At 34.4% G+C, this 20899-nt stretch carries 19 protein-coding genes; 5 read left to right on the top strand and 14 right to left on the bottom strand.

Annotated elements, in window-relative coordinates; all coding sequences use genetic code 11:
• Positions 1–2: 2 nt before the first annotated feature.
• The 6 genes from AAC069_RS11805 to AAC069_RS11780 are packed head-to-tail and all read right to left on the bottom strand — an operon-like array spanning position 3 to position 4045.
• Positions 3–929, bottom strand: a complete 927-nt coding sequence (locus tag AAC069_RS11805) for a substrate-binding domain-containing protein (protein WP_339920671.1) — start codon at positions 927–929, stop codon at positions 3–5.
• Positions 930–938: 9 nt separating this feature from the next.
• Positions 939–1163, bottom strand: a complete 225-nt coding sequence (locus AAC069_RS11800; RefSeq protein WP_339920670.1) for a hypothetical protein — start codon at positions 1161–1163, stop codon at positions 939–941.
• Positions 1163–1957 (bottom strand): energy transducer TonB, encoded by a 795-nt coding sequence (locus AAC069_RS11795; RefSeq protein ID WP_091088614.1) that lies wholly within the window; start codon positions 1955–1957, stop codon positions 1163–1165. The genes AAC069_RS11800 and AAC069_RS11795 overlap by 1 nt, the downstream gene beginning before the upstream one ends.
• Positions 1958–1996: 39 nt before the next feature.
• The gene (locus AAC069_RS11790) at positions 1997–2560 is read right to left on the bottom strand and encodes a biopolymer transporter ExbD (RefSeq protein WP_091088618.1); all 564 of its coding nucleotides are present in this window, start codon (positions 2558–2560) and stop codon (positions 1997–1999) included.
• An 18-nt stretch (positions 2561–2578) separates the two neighbouring features.
• Positions 2579–3190, bottom strand: a complete 612-nt coding sequence (locus AAC069_RS11785) for a biopolymer transporter ExbD (RefSeq protein WP_339920669.1) — start codon at positions 3188–3190, stop codon at positions 2579–2581.
• A 36-nt stretch (positions 3191–3226) separates the two neighbouring features.
• A complete protein-coding gene (locus AAC069_RS11780) occupies positions 3227–4045 on the bottom strand; it encodes a MotA/TolQ/ExbB proton channel family protein (RefSeq protein ID WP_339920668.1) in 819 nt (272 codons plus the stop codon).
• Between the two features lie 374 nt (positions 4046–4419).
• Here AAC069_RS11780 and AAC069_RS11775 point away from each other — a divergent pair, with 374 nt between their 5' ends.
• The 3 genes from AAC069_RS11775 (at position 4420) to AAC069_RS11765 (ending at position 7883) form a co-directional block, all read left to right on the top strand.
• Positions 4420–5964 carry a helicase HerA-like domain-containing protein gene (locus tag AAC069_RS11775; protein WP_339920666.1) on the top strand — a complete coding sequence of 515 codons (1545 nt, stop codon included), beginning with the start codon at positions 4420–4422 and terminating at the stop codon, positions 5962–5964.
• A gap of 54 nt (positions 5965–6018) precedes the next feature.
• Positions 6019–6378, top strand: a complete 360-nt coding sequence (locus AAC069_RS11770; RefSeq protein ID WP_339920665.1) for a cupin domain-containing protein — start codon at positions 6019–6021, stop codon at positions 6376–6378.
• Positions 6379–6461: 83 nt separating this feature from the next.
• Complete coding sequence (locus tag AAC069_RS11765; RefSeq protein WP_339920664.1) at positions 6462–7883, top strand: carbon starvation CstA family protein; 1422 nt, start codon at positions 6462–6464, stop codon at positions 7881–7883.
• 161 nt (positions 7884–8044) lie between these two features.
• Here AAC069_RS11765 and AAC069_RS11760 read toward each other — a convergent pair whose 3' ends face one another.
• From AAC069_RS11760 to AAC069_RS11750, 3 genes are all read right to left on the bottom strand, one after another.
• A complete protein-coding gene (locus tag AAC069_RS11760) occupies positions 8045–9403 on the bottom strand; it encodes an NAD(P)/FAD-dependent oxidoreductase (RefSeq protein WP_339920663.1) in 1359 nt (452 codons plus the stop codon).
• 60 nt (positions 9404–9463) lie between these two features.
• Positions 9464–11854: a penicillin acylase family protein gene (locus AAC069_RS11755; protein ID WP_339920662.1), complete on the bottom strand. Its 2391-nt coding sequence runs from the start codon at positions 11852–11854 to the stop codon at positions 9464–9466.
• 167 nt (positions 11855–12021) lie between these two features.
• Positions 12022–12432 carry a YMGG-like glycine zipper-containing protein gene (locus AAC069_RS11750; RefSeq protein ID WP_339920661.1) on the bottom strand — a complete coding sequence of 137 codons (411 nt, stop codon included), beginning with the start codon at positions 12430–12432 and terminating at the stop codon, positions 12022–12024.
• Positions 12433–12812: 380 nt separating this feature from the next.
• Here AAC069_RS11750 and AAC069_RS11745 point away from each other — a divergent pair, with 380 nt between their 5' ends.
• Positions 12813–13451, top strand: a complete 639-nt coding sequence (locus tag AAC069_RS11745) for a flavin reductase (protein ID WP_339920660.1) — start codon at positions 12813–12815, stop codon at positions 13449–13451.
• A gap of 113 nt (positions 13452–13564) precedes the next feature.
• On the opposite strand, the gene kynU is transcribed toward AAC069_RS11745, so the two are convergent.
• Entirely contained in the window at positions 13565–14845 is a 1281-nt protein-coding gene (kynU, locus tag AAC069_RS11740) for a kynureninase (protein WP_339920659.1), read from the bottom strand.
• Positions 14846–15014: 169 nt separating this feature from the next.
• On the opposite strand from kynU, the gene AAC069_RS11735 reads away from it, so the two are divergent.
• A complete protein-coding gene (locus AAC069_RS11735; protein ID WP_339920657.1) occupies positions 15015–15749 on the top strand; it encodes an SIMPL domain-containing protein in 735 nt (244 codons plus the stop codon).
• Positions 15750–15964: 215 nt separating this feature from the next.
• Here AAC069_RS11735 and queA read toward each other — a convergent pair whose 3' ends face one another.
• The 4 genes from queA to AAC069_RS11715 all read right to left on the bottom strand — a co-directional run bounded on the left by queA (position 15965) and on the right by AAC069_RS11715 (position 20897).
• The gene (gene queA, locus AAC069_RS11730; protein WP_339920656.1) at positions 15965–17014 is read right to left on the bottom strand and encodes a tRNA preQ1(34) S-adenosylmethionine ribosyltransferase-isomerase QueA; all 1050 of its coding nucleotides are present in this window, start codon (positions 17012–17014) and stop codon (positions 15965–15967) included.
• A gap of 184 nt (positions 17015–17198) precedes the next feature.
• Positions 17199–18428, bottom strand: coding sequence for a 3-phosphoshikimate 1-carboxyvinyltransferase (gene aroA / locus AAC069_RS11725; RefSeq protein WP_339920655.1), 1230 nt, complete (start codon positions 18426–18428; stop codon positions 17199–17201).
• Positions 18429–18538: 110 nt separating this feature from the next.
• A complete protein-coding gene (locus tag AAC069_RS11720) occupies positions 18539–18865 on the bottom strand; it encodes a nucleotide pyrophosphohydrolase (protein WP_016988618.1) in 327 nt (108 codons plus the stop codon).
• A 31-nt stretch (positions 18866–18896) separates the two neighbouring features.
• Positions 18897–20897, bottom strand: coding sequence for a DUF3857 domain-containing protein (locus AAC069_RS11715; RefSeq protein ID WP_339920653.1), 2001 nt, complete (start codon positions 20895–20897; stop codon positions 18897–18899).
• Between the last annotated feature and the right edge of the window lie 2 nt (positions 20898–20899).

Here is a 20899-nt window from a genome sequence, read left to right as displayed (position 1 = left end):
TCTTATTCATTTTCATTTTCTTTATTTGATTTGTTTTTAAATATAACTTTTCTTGGAGGCACCCTTACAGGCAACAGTCCCGCTTTCAAAATTATCCTTTGTCCTATGTCCCCAGCAACAAATGAAGCGAACCCCATCCCTAAACCAACAGATCCCTGACAGTTAATTATATACAAATCACGTGCCAAAGGATACTTTCCTTCAGCTAAATTGTTTTGCGTAGGTGCTACAAACTCCGCATTACCCTCACCTTTAACGCTTAATACGTTAATTTTATCTATAAGATTCTTCATGTCAGGTGATGGCTGATACAACCAGTTTAACCCAACGACACCTATCATACCATCATTTTCAGATACAAATTTCACAACGTCATTATTATACTTAAACGAGTACACTCCCTCACTAGGCGTTTCCTTTATACCTGCTAACTCATTCATATAACGAACCGTACTAGAGTTTGGATTATCAAACACCAGACCTTTAACTCTTGTTTGCGGTTTCCCTTGCATGAAAAGAATAATATCCTTCAAGGCAATCAAAGTATCGTTATTAGACTTATTAGATATAAAAGCAACTGCGTCAGTACCTATCATAGTTGTTTTAGGCTTTATTTTAAGTTGTTCAAAATACTTAGCCTCTTCTTCATTTAATTTCCTGGACAAAACAACAATTCGAGAGCTATCTTTAAGAAATGCTTGCATCAGTCCCTTCTCAGACCTTACCTCCATCAGTATTTTGGCATTATATCCATTTTGAAAAATAGCAATCTCATCTTCCAATAAAGGTTTTAGAGTTTCATCGACTAATATAGTGGCTGTACCTTTAAGTATAGTCTCTTTTTCACCTTCTGATTTTTTACAACCAAAAAATAATACTGAAATAAAAAGCACTAATACATAATAAGGACGTATTCCGAAATTTTTCATACCCTAATCTTAATTCTCGTTTATAATTCGTACACCTCTTACAATAGAATACACGATGAGAAGAATTCCAAATGCAATCCTATAACCCATAGCCATATCTAAAGGAAATTCTTTCATAAAGATAATAAATAATCCTAAGACCAAATAAAACATGAAAAACAAAATCGCCAAAACGAGAAGAAATCGCTCTTTGAGCGATTTCTTCTGAATATTTTTAAATATTTTTTTCAACATTAATCCGCTGTTTGAATAGTAATCGGAAGAGAGTATAGTACTCTAACCGGTTTTCCATTTTGAATTCCTGGATTCCATCTTGGGCATTTAGTCAAAACTCTGATAGCTTCTTTTCCAGTTCCATAACCAATATCTCTTAATACTTTGATATCTGTTAATGAACCATCTTTTTCAACTACAAAAGTAACATAAACTTTACCTTTAAGACCTTCTTCTTCTGGCGCACGATAGTTTTTACCTACATAGCTGTAGAACTTATCCATACCACCTGGAAATTCAGGTTTTACTTCGATACCTGCTGTGTTGTAAATTTGATTGTCTTCTTCAACAATTTTTGTTGGACCTGGACCTACTGGAGCAACAGATAAAACAGCATCTGGATCTCCTTTTATAGTTTCGGCACCAATCTTTTTTTCCTTAATCTCGACAATTTTCGGTGGGTCTTCAGTCACTTCTTCTGCCTTTGCAACTACTGGTTTCACAAACTTAACCACATCCACTTTAGGTGGTGGTGGTGGTGGTGGTGGAACGTTTAATTTAGGCTCTTCTTTCTTAGGCGGCAATTTAATCGCAGTGATTTTTATATCTCTGTCAATCTCTTGCTCATCACCTTTAGGGATTAAGTCTAGAATAAGAGGAGCTGCCACAGCAACACTAAATACTATAGCTCCAAGAATAAGAGCTTTAATAGTAGTTTTTCTGTTTGACTTCCTCAATTCATAAGCTCCATAAGTTTTATTACGTCCCTCGAATACGATATCAAGCCATTGGTTTTTTAATATATCTAATTTCATTTTTCTTAATTATTAGGTTATTGGGGAATAAGAATAAACTTATTTTCCTTCTAACAATTTTTGTTCTTCAGGAGAAAACTCAGGAACGATAGCGTAATTACCAAAATCTCCTATCCCAACAATTGCCATTTCATCAAGTATATCAATTAAATTTTTGTAATTTGATTTCTTACTTGGTTTGATAATAACAATCAATCCGTTTTTAGGTTTACCTTTAGCTGCAGAATACGCTAAAACTGATTGCTGTCTAGTCAACAATTCTTTACGTATACCATCTTTTCCAAAAGCCAAATCTTTAGGACCTCCAATTGGAGTAGCCAACAAACCAACATAGTAAACCAACTTATTATCAGCACCTAACAAAATTGTCATAGTACGATTTTCGTCAACTTTCATATCCACATTGTCTTTGTTAGGATCTTTATCTGGCAACCCCAAGCTCATCGATTGAGGTTTAGACAACGTCGTGGTAAGCATAAAGAATGTGATTAATAAGAAAGCTAAATCCACCATAGCAGTTAAATCTACTTTTGCGTTTGATTTTTTACTTCTTACTTTACCACCTTTTCCGCCTCCACCGTCGCCGGTATTTAATTCAGCCATTTTAGTGTCTTTTTTTTATTAAAAATCTTTTCCTCTTAAACCAGTAACTAAACTAAAGCTATTGATTTTTTGCTCTTGTAAAATATCCATTACTTTTTTAATAGCTGGATATTCTTCTTTTGCATCACCTTTAATAGCGACCTGCAATTCTTTGTCGTTCACCTCTATATTCGCAATACGCGCATTATAGATCCACTCCTTCAATTGATTATCTAATGAATCTGTAGGTATACCAGGTTGCCCTGCTTTACTTCTATCAGAAGCCTTCATTTCAATAATTTGTTGAAGATTAAGAATTGGCACACCAAAATCATCCATCCTTGAGAATGTACTTTTGTCAGCGTCAGTAAAAGTAACACCGTACTTATCTGCCATTAACTCTAACGTTCTAATTCGAACTTCTTTTCCTTTCAAATCAAAGAATACCTTTCCTTTTCCTACAGTTAATGTAGCTAAGTCAGTTTCAGGCAATTTAGTCTGAACCGTTGAAGATGGAGTATCCACTGGCAACGCTTCAGGTATTTTGGCTGTTGAAGTCATTACAAAGAAGGTAAGCAAAAGGAATGCAACATCACACATTGCAGTCATATCCGTAGACCCCGGATTTTTTTTTATTTTTATTTTAGCCATTCTTTTTGTTTTTTATTTGATATAAATATCAAAATATTATTGCTTCAAACTTCCTCTGAATCTTCTGTAAGTATTTACAATTGAAACAGCAGCCTCATCGATTGAGTAAGTTAAATCATCAATTTTAGAAGTAAAGAAATTGTAAGAGATAATTGCTACCGCTGAAGTTCCAATACCAGTTGCAGTATTAATAAGTGCTTCAGAAATACCATTTGCTAGAGCTGCTTGATCAGGAGTACCTGCAGCTGCTAAGGCACCAAACGCTTTAATCATACCTGATACAGTTCCTAATAATCCAATAAGAGTTCCTAAAGAAACTAAAGACGAAATAATCGTCATGTTCTTTTGCAACATTGGCATTTCAAGAGATGTAGCTTCTTCGATTTCTTTGTGAATAGTCTCTGATGCTTCTTCGCTATTAAATCCTTCTTTTTTCACTGCTTGGTATTTCAATAATGCAGATTTGATTGCATTTGCTACAGAACCTTGTTGTTTATCACAAGCTGCAATAGCTTCGTCAATTTCACCTTGTTTGATACTAGCTTGTATCTTAGTCATGAAAGTATCTAATTTAGTTTTACCAGCTGCCTTAGATATAACAACATATCTTTCGATAGAAAAAACAAGAACCATCAATAACATTCCTAATAATACTGGTACAACCGCACCTCCATGAAAAACCTGACCTAAAAGATTCAAAGGATGTCCTGTTTCAACATTTCCTCCTTCAAAATTCGAAGGATTACCCATGATAAATTTCCAGATCAATACACCAACACCAATACACGCAACAATAATAAGTCCTGAAACCATTCCACCACCGTTTGAAGTGCTTTCTTTTTTAACGTTTGCCATTTTTTTTAATTTTAATAGTTTTAAATAATTTATTTTAGTTGTAATAAACTTGTAGTCCCGCAAATTTATATGTTTAGTTCAAATAAAAAAACTTTTTTTAATTTTATTCGAATTTAATTTATTCAAAAAAAAACCAATATTTTTTAATATATGAATTTTAATCAATATCATTAAACAAATTTACTATTTTTTGATATATAAAACATCTTTTTATGAAAAATTAAGCTAATCTAATAACAAACAGAATTTAATACATTAAAATAAGTTTTTCCACTATTAGCAACAAAAGAGCAATAAAACTGCAGTAAAACTCAAAATTACCTCATTTCAAAAAATAATAATATCTTGCAAGTAAATTCAACACAATCAATGTTATGAACAGAAAAGAAGATTTCATAAAGCATATCACCGCGGGATACACTTCCAAAGGAGAAAGTATTATTCTAGGAGGAGCCATACTCGATGGTGAGGCAATAGCAGACGCCTATGTAAAAATCCCATTAAAAACACTTAACAGACATGGTTTAATTGCCGGCGCCACCGGAACTGGAAAAACCAAAACTATTCAAGTTTTATCAGAACAGCTATCATCATTTGGAATTCCAGTATTAATGATGGACATAAAAGGAGATTTTAGCGGTATCGCCAAAGAAGGAGAAGAAAAATCATTTATTACCGAAAGGCATGCCAAAATCAACCTACCATATAGTATAGCTAAATTTCCAGTAGAGTTATTAACACTATCCGAACAAAACGGAGTACGACTGCGCGCCACTGTTTCCGAGTTTGGACCGGTATTGTTTTCTCGAATTTTAGACTTGAACGACACTCAAGCTGGCGTCATGTCAGTAATATTTAAATATTGTGATGATAACAAAATGCCTTTATTAGACCTTAAAGACATTAAAAAAGTAATTAATTTCATAACAGAAGAAGGAAAAGATGAAATAACGAAAAACTACGGAAGAATTTCCACTTCGACAACGGGAATCATTCTTAGAAAAATAATCGAATTGGAACAACAGGGAGCAGAACTGTTTTTTGGAGAGATGTCCTTTGATATCGATGATCTAATGCGAATAGATGAAAATGGAAAAGGATACATTAACATAATTCGGCTAACGGATATCCAAGACAAACCAAAATTATTTTCCACTTTCATGTTGAGTCTCCTTGCCGAGATATATCAGCAAATGCCAGAGAAAGGTGATTCAGAACAGCCTGAATTAGTGATTTTTATTGACGAAGCACATTTAATTTTTAACGAAGCCAGTAAAGCATTATTGGATCAAATAGAGATGATTGTAAAGCTGATTCGCTCAAAAGGAATTGGAATTTACTTTGTAACCCAAAATCCAATGGATGTTCCAAGTGGCGTACTGGCACAATTAGGTCTAAAAATACAACACGCATTGAGAGCTTTTACTGCCAAAGACAGACAGTCCATAAAATTGACAGCAGACAATTATCCTACATCTGATTATTACAACACAAGCGAAGTATTAACAAGTTTAGGAATTGGTGAAGCCTTGGTTACCGCTTTAAGCGAAAAAGGAATTCCAACTCCCCTCGTGGCTACTATGATGCGGGCTCCAATGAGCCGAATGGATGTTTTATCTGAAAGTGAAATTCAAGATATCAATAACAACTCCAGATTAGTCAAGAAATATAGCGAGCTTATTGATCGTGAGAGTGCTTATGAAATGCTAAATAAGAAAATCACCATCATCGAAACCGAAGCTGCGGCGGAAGCTCAAAAAGAAGCAGATGAAAAAGCAGAACAAAAGGCAACAAAAACCAGAACTACTAAATCAAGTACCACAAGCAGTGCTGTAAGTAAGTCGGTTATTAAAGTACTTACTAGCGCTACCTTTATTAGAGGAGTATTTGGTGTACTGACAAAAATATTCAAAAAATAAAACTAATTAAAACCTCTCTTAACTAATAGGAGAGGTTCCTTAATTTTCAGGATCATGAAAAAATACTTCATACAAGACAGTCCTTTTATAGTTCCTACAACTGACGGAAAGCTAATCGAAGAACACCACGGACTAGCAACAACAAACAATCCCGAAATATCAATTGCTCATATGATCGCACCTCCTAAATGGAGCGAGCCATTTCAGACTCCAGAGTTTGAAGAATACACCTACATCATAAAAGGTAAAAAACAGTTTATTATTGACGACGAAACTATTGTTCTGGAAGCAGGACAATCCATAAAAATAGAGAAAAACACACGAGTCCAATACTCAAATCCATTTGACAAACCATGTGAGTATATAGCGATATGCAAGCCTGCATTTGACTTCACTAAAGTGCATCGAGAATAATAAATATATCAAAGACCTATATATGTTATTAATAATATTAACTTCAAGCTCTTAAAGAATTTTAATTAATTGAATACAGCATTATGATAACATTTATTACTGCCATAGTTTTATTAGTATTGGGATATGTTTTTTACGGTAAATTTGTCGAAAGCATATTTAAACCGGATGCTAACAGAGCTACCCCTGCCTACACTCACGCAGATGGAGTAGATTTTGTTCCCATGGACAGCAATAAAAACTCCTTGATTCAGGTTTTAAATATAGCAGGAGTAGGACCCATTTTCGGTCCAATACTAGGAGCTCTATACGGGCCAGTAGCTTTTCTTTGGATAGTAGTTGGCGCCATTTTTGCGGGCGCAGTTCACGATTATTTGACGGGAATGATCTCTATGAGATATGGTGGCGCTCATTTGCCTGCATTAGCTTCATTATTTTTAGGTAAATACTTTAGTCACGTCGTTAATTTCTTCACCGTCCTTCTACTACTTTTAGTAGGAACTGTTTTTATTTCTGCACCAGCAAGTATGATAGATGACCTAATAGGCAAAGATTTAAATATGTTCACCTTAATTGTAATTGCAATTTTCGCATATTATATCATCGCTACAATATTGCCTATCGATAAAATCATTGGAAAAATATACCCTATTCTTGGTCTTCTATTATTATTGAGTGCCGTAGGTGTTGCAATAGGGATGTTTATGTATGGAAATCCAATTCCAGAATTAACGCTGACCAACATGCACCCTAAAGACATTCCGTATTACCCTGTAATATTTTTAACGATATCTTGTGGTGCTTTATCTGGATTTCACGCAACCCAATCTCCAATAATTGCCAGAACTATTAGAAATGAGAAAGATGGGCGAAAAATATTTTACGGAATGATGATCGTTGAAGGAGTCATTGCAATGGTTTGGGCTGCAGCTGCAATGAGTCTTATGAGTGGCGAAGGACTTAGTACTTTACTAGCAAATGAAGGACTTCCTGGAGTGGTTCATAAAATCGCAACGGTGTTTTTAGGAACGATTGGCGGAACAATTGCTATTTTAGGTGTTATTGTTTTACCAATAACATCAGGAGACACTTCCTTTAGAGCAGCGAGAATGATTATTGCAGATTATCTAAAAATTGATCAGAAGGCTCTTAAAAACCGCTTTATGATTGCAATTCCACTTTTTGTTATTGCATTTGTTCTAACTAAAATAGACTTTCAACTTCTATGGAGATATTTTTCCTGGGCAAATCAAAGTATCGCGGCAATTGCTTTATGGATTGGAACCGTTTATTTATACCAAAGAAAAACCCTTTATATTATTGCGCTAGTACCTGCATTTTTCATAACATCTGTTCTCGGGTCTTTCCTTTTCTATGATCCCACCATAGGTTTTGGATTGGACATAGTGACCTCGGATATTATTGGAATTGTGATTGCTATTTTAATTACGATTTTGTTCTTTGTTGTAATGAAGAATAATAAGGAATTGCCTAAATCCGAATAATTGGAGAAGCTAATGACTAGTGCCACGGTGTGATTAAAATTATCAATCCCGAACAATTACTAGTACAATAACCTTATATCCGTAAATTGTTACGGTGCCTTCAAATGAGACTTTCGCAAAGTACATCTCAAATAGTAAATACAACAGTCAAGATTCAAACTTTAGTTCTTGACTGTTTCTTTTTCATGTAAAAGGGTTAAAATCTTATTTTCAATCTCTTTGCTTTCCCAAACAGCCTCTATGTTTTCCGTTTTTAAAACTTCTTCCATAATTGCATTTTGATCATCTCCTATTGCTAAGGCTTCAGTATAAGGACGATCACTAAATGTGACCCTGCTATAAAGTGGAATCCACTTATCAGGGTGTTTATCTGAAAACCATTTTTCAATCTTCTTCTGCAGTAGGAATTTATCATCTGCTGTTTTAGAACTCATTTCCATAAAATTACGGTATGAAAGTTCTGCAATAGCATCAGCGTTGGGCTTACGTGATTTCTCGTATTCTGAAAAAATCATTTCCCAATCATCCCCGTATTCCTCCATCATTTCACTTAGAATCGAAATGTCCTCAAATCCGGCGTTCATACCTTGTCCATAAAAAGGCACGATAGCGTGACAAGCATCCCCTATCAAGGCAATTTTATCTTTATAAGTCCAAGGGTAACATTTCATAGTTACTAATGTACTTGTTGGATTTTTAAAAAAATCTTCGGCTAATTTTGGAATTACATCAATCGAATCAGGAAAGTTTTTTTCAAAAAACAACTCTACATCTTTTCTATTTTCGAGCAATGCAAAAGAATTCTCTCCCTCAAAAGGCATAAACAAAGTACAGGTAAAACTACCGTCTAAATTGGATAGTGCAATCAACATATATTCCCCTCGAGGCCAAATGTGAAATGAATTTTTATCCAACTTATGAGAACCATCAGGATTTGCAGGGATATTTAATTCTTTGTATCCAATATTTAAAAACTCCTGCGAATAGTTAAACATACTCTGGCGTTGCATGCGGTGTCGAATTCTCGAAAAAGCACCATCTGCACCAAAAACCATATCGTATTTCTTTTCTTTCCAAGCTCCTCTTTCCGTTTCTCCAATGTGTAGAGTAGCTTCAGATAAGGTAACGTCCCAAATTTTCTGTTCGAAGAAAAATTCTGCACCAGCTTGTTCAGCTAAATCAATCATTCTTCTATTCAAATCCCCTCTGGAAATAGAGTAAATACTCTCTCCTTCTTGACCATAATTTTGAAAATTAAGTTTGTCAACCAAGTGAATGGCGCGTTTGTCCATGGGTATTGCGATTTCACGAACCGAATCCCCTACGCCAACGCCATCTAGTGCTTTCCAGCCCCTAGTTGACATTGCTAAATTAATAGAACGTCCTGAGAACTGAATTTGTCTAATATCAGGACTTCTATCGTATATATGAACGGTATGTCCTGCTCTGCGTAAGTAAATAGCTAATAAAGACCCGACTAAACCGGAACCTACTACTGCTATCTTTTTTGGAGTTTGCATTATTTTCTATAAAAGTTAAGCAAAATTACTGATTTATTATTTTAAGGACTTTAAAAACCTTTAGTTTTTACCAGGGATAAAAACCAATTTTGTTGAAGTTTTAACAATCTCTTCCTTATTGAGCATCATTTTTCTAAAATTTCCTGCGTTGTATATTTCTGCCTGATCATTATAATGCGGACTTAATGGATTTCCGGATTGTCCAGTAGGCAGTACATTCCAGCTATTTTCAATATCGGAAAAATCAATCACTCTTCGAGAGGACGGGCCTCCTTTTACGACATATTTTGCTTCATTTGTATAATCAAACATTTGATTGTTAATTACCTCATTAGAACCTAAAACTTCAAAAGGTCCTACATTAAATATTTTCCTAAACATAGCCACCTTTCCTAAAGGATGCTCATACTCCACGACATGTACCCTACTCCAAGTCCAAGCGGGAACTGATTTTCCTAATTGTATTTCTAATGCAGTAATTGCTTCTTTAAAAGATTTCGAAAGAATCTCACTTCTGGATTCTTTTCTGTTTTTAGTTTCTATATTGTCCCACCACAGTGATTTTTCATTTGTGATTTGTTTGGCAATTAGCTGCTTCATGATATGCGTAGCTAAAAACTGCTTGAATCCGTCCTCTCCTAACTCGTCTTTAAAAGTATTTTTTAGATACATATAAATCAACTTATTGTAAATTGTAGGCGCCACATCCTCTGTATTATTTGTTCCTTTCCACGATTTCAAAATAGCAACTGCTTCTTTTTCATTCTTTGAAAGTGAATTCGCATCTAAATTGGAAATTAAATTCTTAACCACATCCGGTGCTACTGATGATGTATTATCCGTAATCATCTTACCTACAGATTCTTTATCCCAGTTTGACTTTGGCTCTAATAACTGGGTAATTCTTTTCGCTCTGTCTTCTGGTAGATAATAACCAGGATATACAAAACCATCAATTGCTTCAGGCTGATTGTTTGCTGAATACACGTAGTTCCATTCTGGATTTACTGCCGAAGGATTCTGGGAGAAATCCAAATATTCCGTAATATCATCTTTTCCAGAGGAACCATCCAAGATGAAATTCGTGTCTACTCCTTCATTGTGTCTGTATAATTTACCTGTTGCCCACCAGGCTACATTTCCTTTAGCGTCTCCATACATCACATTTAATCCTGGAGCCGAAATAAGAGCTACCCCTCTTTGAAAATCAGCTTTACTTTCAGCATGAGAAAGAGCATAAACCGCATCCAGAATATGAATGGGTTGTTGTGTGTAAATCCAAGACATGGCCACCGGTTTCTTATTATCTAAACCAACTATTAAATTATTCATGATAGGACCGTGTCGACTCACTTTTACGTTCAGTACTACATCAGCACTATCCTTTACTTTTATAACATTCTTTCTAATTAGATAATTACTAAAACCTGCTGGCGTTTTATATTTATTGGCATTACCAGGACTATTCTCTTCTTGGTATAAATCAATATCATCATTTTCAAACATAGTCAAACCATAAGCGTAATCCCTATTGTGTCCTAACAAGGGGAAAGGTGTTCCTGCCAGATAACAACCATATAATTCGAATTCAGGAGTTACGATATGGGCTTCGTACCATGTTCCCGGTTGCGAAAATCCAATATGCGGGTCATTTGCAAAAATTACTTTTCCATTTTTAGTTTTCTTTGGTGCGATAACCCAGCTATTGCTTCCCACAAAAGGAGGAATAGGCAAATTATCCAATAATGCCGCTACTGATTTTGAAATAGCTAAAAACTCTTGTGGCTTTTCTTTTGCGTTTTTAATTATAGTAGTATTAAATTCCCCGTCAAGACCAAAGTCCTTTAGGTAGTCCATTCCATATTTATTACGAATATCAGTCAACAACGGATCCGTTTTTTGTGCCATGGCGAAACTAAAGGACATATAACCGAAGATATTATACACATCTTTTATCGTGAATTTATCTTTCTTCACGCCAACCAACTGAAACTCGATTGGAGTCACCCCCTCATCCATATATTGATTGATTCCATCCAGATAAGCTTCTGTCAATTTATAACTTTCACTATTTATATCTAAACCAGCAATCGCTTTTTCTGAAGCTTCTTCAATTCCAAGACCAGCAAAAAACATATCATTCTTTAAAGCCACTCTTCCGAAAATTTCAGACAATCGTCCCGGTGCAATACGTCGCATTAATTCCATTTGCCACAAACGATCTTGCGCGTGAACATAACCCAAAGCAGTCATTGCATCTATAGCATTATTGGCATAGATATGAGGTACACCAAAACCATCAAAATATACTGTTGTTTCATCGTGAATACTTTTCAGCTCCACTTTACCTTCATATTTAGGCTTTAGATAAAAACCGTAAAACACCAATCCAACAATTAGAATCGCAATTATTGAAACTAAAACTAAGAGGCTTTTTTTGACTATTTTCATTTTTATAATTTGTGATTAACAAATATAAATAATTTCACATGTATTTGAGCGAATTGCTTTTCATTCTTATGCGTTAAACCAGAAATCTGCAAATGTTTAAAATCAAAAAGAGTGTTTAAATTCCAAATTGGAATCCAAACACTCTTTTTTCAATCAACTACGTTTTTTTATTTTTTGCTTCCGTCAATAATAGCACCAGTTCCTGCTCCAACTCCAGCTCCAGCAACACCACCTATTATCGCTCCCTGCACTTTTTTCTTACTTATAATCGCACCAGTAGCCGCACCAACTCCTGCACCAATTACAGCTCCTTTCGCTGTACTGCTCCAACCTTTCTTTTCTGTAGTGGTTGTCGTAGTAGTCGTTGTGTTATTTCCTGGCTGATTAACTATAATAGTTTCTTTTTGCATTTCAACTTTTGTCATTTCCACCTGCATGGAGTCAATCACTCTTTGTTTTTCAATTGCAACTTCCATAGAGTCAACAGTCGCTTTCTTGGCAGCCTCTAAATCCATTTTCCCTTGATTTTTACAAGAAACAATTAACAGAGACAGTGCTATAAAATATAATGCTTTCATAATTTTAGAATTCAGAATTAATAATTTACAAAGAAACTGCCAAAAGCCCCCATCCAACTTATATAATTTCAAGTATTTATTATATAATTCACAGTAAAGATGCGATTATCTAAATCAATTAAAGGATGTAATTTTAAATCTCCATAATACCCTAATTTATTTCAAAACAACACTTTTTAGAATCTAACCACCTTCAAAAGAACAATTCAAACGAACATGAGATTCTAAGGCTCTTCATTAATTACTCAAACAAACTATACCCTTCGTACTGAAGTAAAACAGACAATTGACATCCTATCATCAATCAAATCCTAATAAGGATAACAATATTGTTTATTAATATTGTATTTTTGTTAAACAAAATATTCAAATAAACCATTATGACTGCAATTTCTCAAGATGATCTTTCTAAACTCGAAAAAGTGGAACGATTAAATTTAATTAATTCTTGCACGGGTTACAAATCAGCAAATTTAATTGCTACAAAATCATTAGTTGGAGAAAGTAACGTTGCGATTTTTAGCAGCATAACCCATTTAGGAAGCAATCCTGCATTGATAGGTTTTATTGTGCGCCCCACAACGGTTCCGCGCGACACTTACAAAAACATAAAAGACACAGGGCATTTTACTGTAAATCACGTTACAGAGGCTATGATTGTTGATGCACATCATACATCAGCTAATTATGAAAGTGGAGTATCTGAATTTAACAAAACAAATCTTGAAGAAGAGTGGAAAGAAGGTATTGGTGTTCCTTTTACAAAAGGTAGTCCGGTGCAATTATATTGTAAATATGTAAATGAATATTACATTAAAGAAAATGACACCATTCATATTATTGCCTCTATCGAACAGCTGTTTTTTGACGAAAACCTAAGACATGAAGATGGTTGGCTACAAATAGAAAAAGGAAATGTAGTCGCATTAAATGGCCTTGATGGTTATTGCTTACCCAAGTTAATTGACCGTTTTGAATATGCTAGAAAAGACACTCCAACAAAATCATTTTTTAAATAAAAACTCACCGTGTTTAGTCCCTTTGAATTTATTTATAAATGTCATAGGACGAGACAACAACAAAACCCATTGACGAATAAAATATTTAACTTGTCAATGGGTTTTTAATTCTATCAGTGTACTTCTCGAATTCCTTTTTTTAATATTTGTCCAAAATCATACATATCTTCAAAAGAACAATACAATGGAACTGGTGCAAACCGAATTACATTAGGTTCACGCCAATCTGTAATCACTCCATTTTTCATCAAATAATCAAACAAACTACGTCCTTCTCCGTGAAGTAAAACCGATAGCTGACATCCTCTTTCAGCAAGATTCGTTGGTGTAATTATTTCAAAACTACTGTCAACTTCCTTGTCGATTTCCTGAAGAACAAATTCTAAATAGGACGTTATTTTATCTCTTTTTTCAATTATCGCGTCCATGCCTATTTCATCAAACATTTCAACCGAAGCTAAATAAGGCGCCAAAGAAAGTACTGGCAAATTACTTATTTGCCAACCGTCTGCTCCTTGAACAGGATCAAACGTAGGTTCCATCTTGAAACGGCGTTCTTTGTTGTGTCCCCACCACCCAGCAAATCGCGGTAAATCTGGATTATTGTGGTGTTTTTCATGTACAAAACATCCCGAAGCATTTCCTGGTCCTGAATTCATATATTTATAACTACACCAGGCAGCAAAATCAACATCCCAATCGTGTAATTCTAATTTTATGTTTCCAGCGGCATGTGCAAGATCCCAACCAACTACTGCACCAGCTTCATGTCCTGCAGCAGTTATAGTTTTCATGTCAAAAACCTGACCCGTATAATAATTCACTCCGCCAATTAAAACCAAAGCCAGTTCATCACCAACTTCTTTAATTTTAGCCAAGACATCTTCTAAACGGATGTTATGCTCTCCATCGCGTCGCTTAATCTCTACAATAGCATCTTCTGTTTTGTATCCGTGGAAATCCACCTGACTTTGAAACATATATTGATCTGAAGGAAATGCTTTCTCCTCACAAATAATCTTGTATCTCTTTTTTGTAGGTCTGTAAAAGGATACCATCAATAAATGAAGATTGACGGTTAATGTATTCATCACGGTAACTTCTGACGGAAGTGCACCTACAATTTTAGCTAATGGCGCAGCAAAACGCTCGTGATAATCCCACCAAGGTTTTTCGGCATAAAAATGTCCTTCAACCGCTAGATTTGCCCAATCATCCATTACTTCATCGACATAGGCTTTTGTTCTTTTGGGCTGTAAGCCCAATGAATTTCCGGTAAAATAAATTACTTTTTTATCATTCACTTTTGGAAAAATGAATTCATCTCTGTATTTATTTAATTTGTCTTGTGAATCAAGTTGTTTTGCAAATTCCTTAGTATTTTCGAAAGTCATGGATATAATTTAGTTTTGTAAAAATAACTAATATTTATTGCTGCGCAAAGTGCCAATGCTTTATTTAACAAGTTAAATAAAGTTAAATGCCAATTGGAAGATTCCGTTAAGGCAAATCATTTAACCCCTAAATTTTAAGTACATTTACTTGTATATAAATTCAAGTCACATGCTTAAAAATAGCCTAAACGTAATTATTCTTGCGATAGCCGTAGTCATCTCTGCTTTTTTGTTTTCAAACGCGTTCCAGAACAGAAATAAAAGCAGTGACACCATAAGTGTAACCGGATTAGGGAAAACAGATTTCGTATCGGATCTAATTGTTTGGAAAGGATCTTTTTCTAAAAAAAGCAGCACCTTGAAAGAGGCCTACGCATCTTTAGATGCTGACCGAGAAAAAATTAAAAATTATTTATTGAGCAAAGGAATCCCTACTGCTGATATTATTTTCTCAGCTATTAGTTTCAATAAAGACTACGAGACCAGTTATAATGCAAACGGAACCGTTAGACAAACTTTATTTACTGGTTTTACCTTAAACCAAAATGTCAGTATTCAGTCTAAGGACGTAAATAAAATTGAAGACATCTCGAGACAATCCAGCGAATTAATTAACACAGGAGTTGAGTTTTACTCTAATGCTCCTGAATATTACTACACAAAACTAGCCGAATTAAAAATCAAAATGATTGCCGAAGCCACAAAAGATGCCAGTTCAAGAGCCAAAAGCATTGCTGAGAATGCTGATGCTACTTTGGGTAATTTAAAAAAATCAGATATGGGGGTTTTCCAAATTATAGCTCAAAACTCCTCTGAAGATTATTCTTATGGCGGTTCATTTAATACCAATTCTAAAAACAAAACAGCCACCATTACAATAAAATTAGTGTATCAGGTGGATTAGATTTTTCAAAAAAAATATTATTTTACACTGAGAGTCCCGTGAGGGATTGCTTCGTCAGTTCGCTATCGCTCGTGTGAAGTGGAAATCCTTTTTTATAATGAAGCGCTAGCGGAATTATAAAAAGATTGTAACAAATAGCCCGACCCTTTTGGGGCACACCCAAAAAAAAATCTCGCCATTACTGACGAGATTTGTGAATTAACCTTTTATTTTTATTAGATGATCAACATGGCATCACCATAAGAATAAAATTTATACTCTTCTTTTATTGCTTCTTCATAGGCTCTTTTCATTAAATCATGTCCGCAAAATGCAGAAACCATCATTAATAAAGTAGATTTTGGAGTATGAAAGTTTGTAATCATACAGGTAGGAATTGTAAATTCATGAGGAGGGAAAACAAATTTGTTTGTCCAACCATCAAAAGGATTTAATGTTCCATGTGAAGAAACCGAACTTTCTACAGCACGCATAGAAGTAGTTCCTACGGTACAAATACGTTTTTTCTTTACTTTTGCGTCATTGACAATATCACAGGCTGCTTGAGTAATTTTTAATTCCTCAGAATCCATTTTATGTTTTGACAAATCTTCAACCTCAACAGGATTGAATGTTCCCAAACCTACGTGAAGTGTCACCTCAGCAAATTTAATTCCTTTGATTTCTAGTTTTTTCAATAAATGTTTAGAGAAGTGCAATCCTGCAGTAGGTGCCGCTACAGCTCCTTCTTCTTTAGCATAAATTGTTTGGTAACGCTCCGCATCTTCTGGAGTAACATCTCTACTTATGTATTTTGGAATTGGAGTTTCTCCAAGTTCTGTCAATTTTTTTCTGAATTCTTCATAAGAACCATCGTAAAGGAAACGCAATGTTCTTCCACGAGAAGTAGTATTATCAATAACCTCAGCTACTAATGAATCATCATCTCCGAAATACAATTTATTTCCGATTCTGATTTTACGAGCTGGATCTACTAAAACATCCCAAAGGCGTTGTTCAGCATTTAGTTCTCTAAGTAAGAAAACTTCGATTCTCGCACCCGTTTTTTCTTTGTTTCCGTATAAACGTGCTGGAAAAACTTTAGTATTATTCAAAATTAAAACATCGCCATCGTCAAAATAATCGATAACGTCTTTGAACGTTTTATGTTCGATAGTTTGTTTCTTACGATCAATAACCATTAAGCGAGCTTCATCTCTGTGTTCAGACGGAAATTCTGCAAGCAATTCTTTAGGTAAATCAAATTGAAAATGTGATAATTTCATCTTTATATTTTTGTTTAAAAGTTTCTAGTATAAGACCTACTTATTTAGCCCTATAGTAAAACTTATTTAAGAATGCAAATATACGACTGTGAGATAGGCGTTGTCAAGTGTTTTGCTATTTAATTTAGATACAAAATTGCAAAGTAACAAAGCGACAAGTGTTTACCCCCGTAAACATTGATAATTACGCCGTAAGTTCAGCGATATTAAAACCTAAACTTTTCAAATCTTCCCAGAAATCAGGGTATGATTTAGAAACAACTTCACCATTTTCAATTATTATTGGCACTTTTAATGCCAAAGGAGCAAATGCCATTGCCATTCTATGGTCGTTATAGGTTGCAATTTTAATATTAGGATTGATAGTATTTGAAGCAATAAGCGTTAAACTATCGTTTGTTACAGAAATATTTGCGCCCAGTTTTGTAAGCTCAATTCTAAGTGCTTCTAGTCGATCAGTTTCTTTAATTTTTAAAGTATGAAGTCCAGTAAGGTGGCACCCAATTCCTAAACCAAGACAGGTGACAACTATAGTTTGTGCGATATCTGGAGTGTTGTTTAACTCAAGGTTTAAAGTTTCAGGTTTAAAGTTAATATCCTTTGTAAGTGTTAACGAGTTATTTTCGAATCGAGAATCAACACCCATCTGTTTGTAGATTTCCACCAAAGCGGAATCTCCTTGCAAACTTGTTTCTTTATAACTACTCAAAGTGATTGAGGCCGTTTCTGACAAAGCCACTAAACTAAAAAAGTAAGATGCCGAACTCCAATCGGATTCTACTGTCATTTCTTTGGGTTCAACAGTTGCCTTTGGAAATACTTTGATCACATTTCCTTCAAAACTTGTTTTAATATCTAGATCATTTAGCAGAGCCAAAGTCATCTTGATGTAAGGCACAGAGGTAATTTCTCCAACCAAATTTATTTCGATTCCATTTTCTAATTTAGGCGCTACTAACATTAAAGCAGAAATATATTGACTGCTTACATTTGCAGGGATATTTACCTTAGAGCTAGTTATTTTTTGTCCTTTGATTCGAATAGGCGGATACCCCACTTCTTTCTCATAAGAGATTACCGCTCCCAATTGTTCTAATGCTTCAACTAAAACTTTTATAGGACGTTCTTTCATGCGTTGTGAACCAGTCAAGACCACTTCACGACCTTCGTTTACTGCAAAAAAAGCAGTAAGAAAGCGCATTGCCGTTCCCGCATGATGAATATCTACAATTTCCTCCTTTCCTATAAGTGCTTTTTCCATCACCTCACTATCGTCAGAGTTGGATGTGTTTGCTAATGTTATAGCAGGAAAAAGTGCTTTTAACAACAAAAGTCTATTGGTTTCACTTTTTGATCCAGTAACTGCAATTTGCGCTTGTAAGTTGGAATGGGTAGTTTGTAATAATAAATTCATCTTTTCAATTATGGGTTATGTGTTATGAGTTATAGTCTTAGCTTTAACTCAAAACTTCTGGGCGCAATTTACTACTCCTCCATTATAATTCATAATTTATAAATCACAAATTATTTCAGCTTTTCATTGTTTTTGTGACGATCCTTATCTCGTACCGATTTAAAATCCATTTTTTTATCGAAAGCGGCTTGTAAATCGATTCCAGTTTGATTTGCGAGACATAAAACCACAAAAACAACATCGGCTAGTTCTTCGCCAAGATCTTTGTTTTTATCACTTTCTTTCTCTGATTGTTCACCGTAACGACGGGCAATAATGCGTGCTACTTCACCTACTTCTTCGGTAAGCTGTGCCATATTGGTCAATTCGTTGAAGTACCGAACGCCGTGCTCTTTAATCCAATTGTCTACATCTAGTTGGGAATCTTTTAAGTTCATCTTGTTATGTTTATTAATCCCGAAAGGGCTATTATACTTTTATTAAAACTATTTTTTCATTTTGCTTATCAATCATTTGTTGAAAGAAGTCCTTTAAAACCTCATAAAAATCTGAAGAAACAAGTGGTGCATTTATTTCTTCCGTCAAAGAAATCTGTATTCTCTTTCCCTCAGGCAGAATATTAAAAATAAATACACCTACATTTTCTACAGTTGCAACTTTAATCGGCTTAGGAACAGATTCGACCAAATAACCTTCAGGAATATTTATAGTAATCTGATATTTTTTCTGTTTGGGGTAACCAAAATAAATAGGCATTTGTCTTTCTTCCTTCACAAAGGGATTTCTACTATTAGTAAAAAACAATTTGGGATTAATAAACATTTTTCCACCTATTATCTCACAATGATTTCCTGTTACAAATGTGAAAGATTCAATAATGGGTTTATCTAAATTAGCTATATTTTCGATTTTATAATCACTAATCTGTATTCCGTTTAAACTGTTTTCTAATTTTTCGAGATAACTTTCCCTATTAAATCCTTTGTTATTTTCTCTAAAACTAAATGCGGGATAATCGTTTTTTTGAATGCGACATTTCCCAGCTATTTTCCCATGCTCATCAACCGATACATATAAAACAGTATTTTCATTTAAGGTCGTTTTTGGCATAAGATTGACTTCCTCTGAAGTACCATCTTTTCTTATTAATCTCCCAAACCTATTTAAAGCATTAAGAGGTATCACATTAGGTATCGTCTGTTTATTTGTAGCATCCAAAAGTATTTGTTTGCCATCAATTTCCACTCCTGCAATTACATAATTAAAAATTGTTCGATTAGGGAAAACAGGAACCCCATGTTCTATAGTACTTAACAAAACTGGATTAACACTAATTCCCGCTAATTTAAGCATCCTGATTAAGATAAAATTAATCTCGGCTGTATTTCCTGTTTTTTCAACATATGCTTTTTTAATTCCTTTATCAACGTAATAACCATAGTGATTATTCCAATTCATTTTTTGTTGCACAAATTTAAAAATGACATCCAGTTTCTCTAACTGTGACAAATCCGTTTTATGTTGTGCTTCCAGTATAAATTTCAAATCCGTAACAAGATCGATATCGGCATCTAATGCTTGACCGAAATCTTTATTGTCAAAAATTGTTTTAGCAACACCTTCCCAAGTGATCGAATAGTCTTGTACTTTTTGATCTGGAAAACGGGTTCTCTCAAGTTCATACTTAATTGAAGAAGTATAATTCCTTACATTGTCAATGTAATCCTCTTCTTTAAGAGCAGGTATGCTTTCAGCAGTATGTATTGAACTTATTTGTTTATATTTCATGGTATTACTATTGCGATACTGGTTATCATAACCCTGAAAAGTATACTCATATTTTTGTTCTGTATTCACTTTCACAAATCCAGTAGCTACAGGTTTATAAATATAAAATTCTGGGATTTCAGTTCTATACTCGCAGTAATTAACCGGAATACTATATTGCATATTAAAAACTGGAAAAGTAACTACGTTTTCTGATTTCAAAATGTATTTGAATTCAATAACTGATCCTACTTTTACATTTGGCATCGTTATCGAAGCCTCATTCCAATACTCATTTACATTTTTTTTAAAGCTGCCTTCACTATTTAATTTAGTTTTAACAATCTCAGCTCCCTCGAGGTTATAAGTAACCGCGTTCGAAAACTTGACAACATCATCACTCATACTCTCATAACCTACATAATACGGCACTTCAAAATTTGCCCAACTCAACCCTTCTTTTTTATATATTTTAATTCTGATCTGACATTCATGAAGTGCATAGAATCCTTTTTCATAGTCATATTTAAAGATTGTTTTTCCTGCCTTATATAGTATAGCAGCAGCCGCACTAGAATCAATAGGATGTGATTTTTCCTGAAGTTCTTCTAGGGAAACTTTTCCCAATTCGAATTTCTGGGCACTTATCTCCGACATAAAAAGTAAAAGAAACAAAATAATTCCTATCCTAACATCTTTCACCT

The organism is uncultured Flavobacterium sp. (genome assembly GCF_963974175.1).
Classification (GTDB): Bacteria; Bacteroidota; Bacteroidia; order Flavobacteriales; family Flavobacteriaceae; genus Flavobacterium.
The sequence above is the reverse complement of the archived record's forward strand: the minus strand, read 5'-3'. Positions and strand labels throughout refer to the sequence as shown.

Coding starts and splice junctions, on each gene's coding strand:
- AAC069_RS11735 (WP_339920657.1), top strand. CDS start 15,015: ATGCTTAAAAATAGCCTAAACGTAATTATTCTTGCGATAGCCGTAGTC.
- AAC069_RS11770 (WP_339920665.1), top strand. CDS start 6,019: ATGAAAAAATACTTCATACAAGACAGTCCTTTTATAGTTCCTACAACT.
- AAC069_RS11745 (WP_339920660.1), top strand. CDS start 12,813: ATGACTGCAATTTCTCAAGATGATCTTTCTAAACTCGAAAAAGTGGAA.
- AAC069_RS11720 (WP_016988618.1), bottom strand. CDS start 18,865: ATGAACTTAAAAGATTCCCAACTAGATGTAGACAATTGGATTAAAGAG.
- queA (WP_339920656.1), bottom strand. CDS start 17,014: ATGAAATTATCACATTTTCAATTTGATTTACCTAAAGAATTGCTTGCA.
- AAC069_RS11755 (WP_339920662.1), bottom strand. CDS start 11,854: ATGAAAATAGTCAAAAAAAGCCTCTTAGTTTTAGTTTCAATAATTGCG.
- AAC069_RS11795 (WP_091088614.1), bottom strand. CDS start 1,957: ATGAAATTAGATATATTAAAAAACCAATGGCTTGATATCGTATTCGAG.
- AAC069_RS11775 (WP_339920666.1), top strand. CDS start 4,420: ATGAACAGAAAAGAAGATTTCATAAAGCATATCACCGCGGGATACACT.
- AAC069_RS11785 (WP_339920669.1), bottom strand. CDS start 3,190: ATGGCTAAAATAAAAATAAAAAAAAATCCGGGGTCTACGGATATGACT.
- kynU (WP_339920659.1), bottom strand. CDS start 14,845: ATGACTTTCGAAAATACTAAGGAATTTGCAAAACAACTTGATTCACAA.
- AAC069_RS11780 (WP_339920668.1), bottom strand. CDS start 4,045: ATGGCAAACGTTAAAAAAGAAAGCACTTCAAACGGTGGTGGAATGGTT.
- AAC069_RS11760 (WP_339920663.1), bottom strand. CDS start 9,403: ATGCAAACTCCAAAAAAGATAGCAGTAGTAGGTTCCGGTTTAGTCGGG.
- AAC069_RS11765 (WP_339920664.1), top strand. CDS start 6,462: ATGATAACATTTATTACTGCCATAGTTTTATTAGTATTGGGATATGTT.
- AAC069_RS11750 (WP_339920661.1), bottom strand. CDS start 12,432: ATGAAAGCATTATATTTTATAGCACTGTCTCTGTTAATTGTTTCTTGT.
- AAC069_RS11800 (WP_339920670.1), bottom strand. CDS start 1,163: ATGTTGAAAAAAATATTTAAAAATATTCAGAAGAAATCGCTCAAAGAG.
- AAC069_RS11805 (WP_339920671.1), bottom strand. CDS start 929: ATGAAAAATTTCGGAATACGTCCTTATTATGTATTAGTGCTTTTTATT.
- AAC069_RS11790 (WP_091088618.1), bottom strand. CDS start 2,560: ATGGCTGAATTAAATACCGGCGACGGTGGAGGCGGAAAAGGTGGTAAA.
- aroA (WP_339920655.1), bottom strand. CDS start 18,428: ATGAATTTATTATTACAAACTACCCATTCCAACTTACAAGCGCAAATT.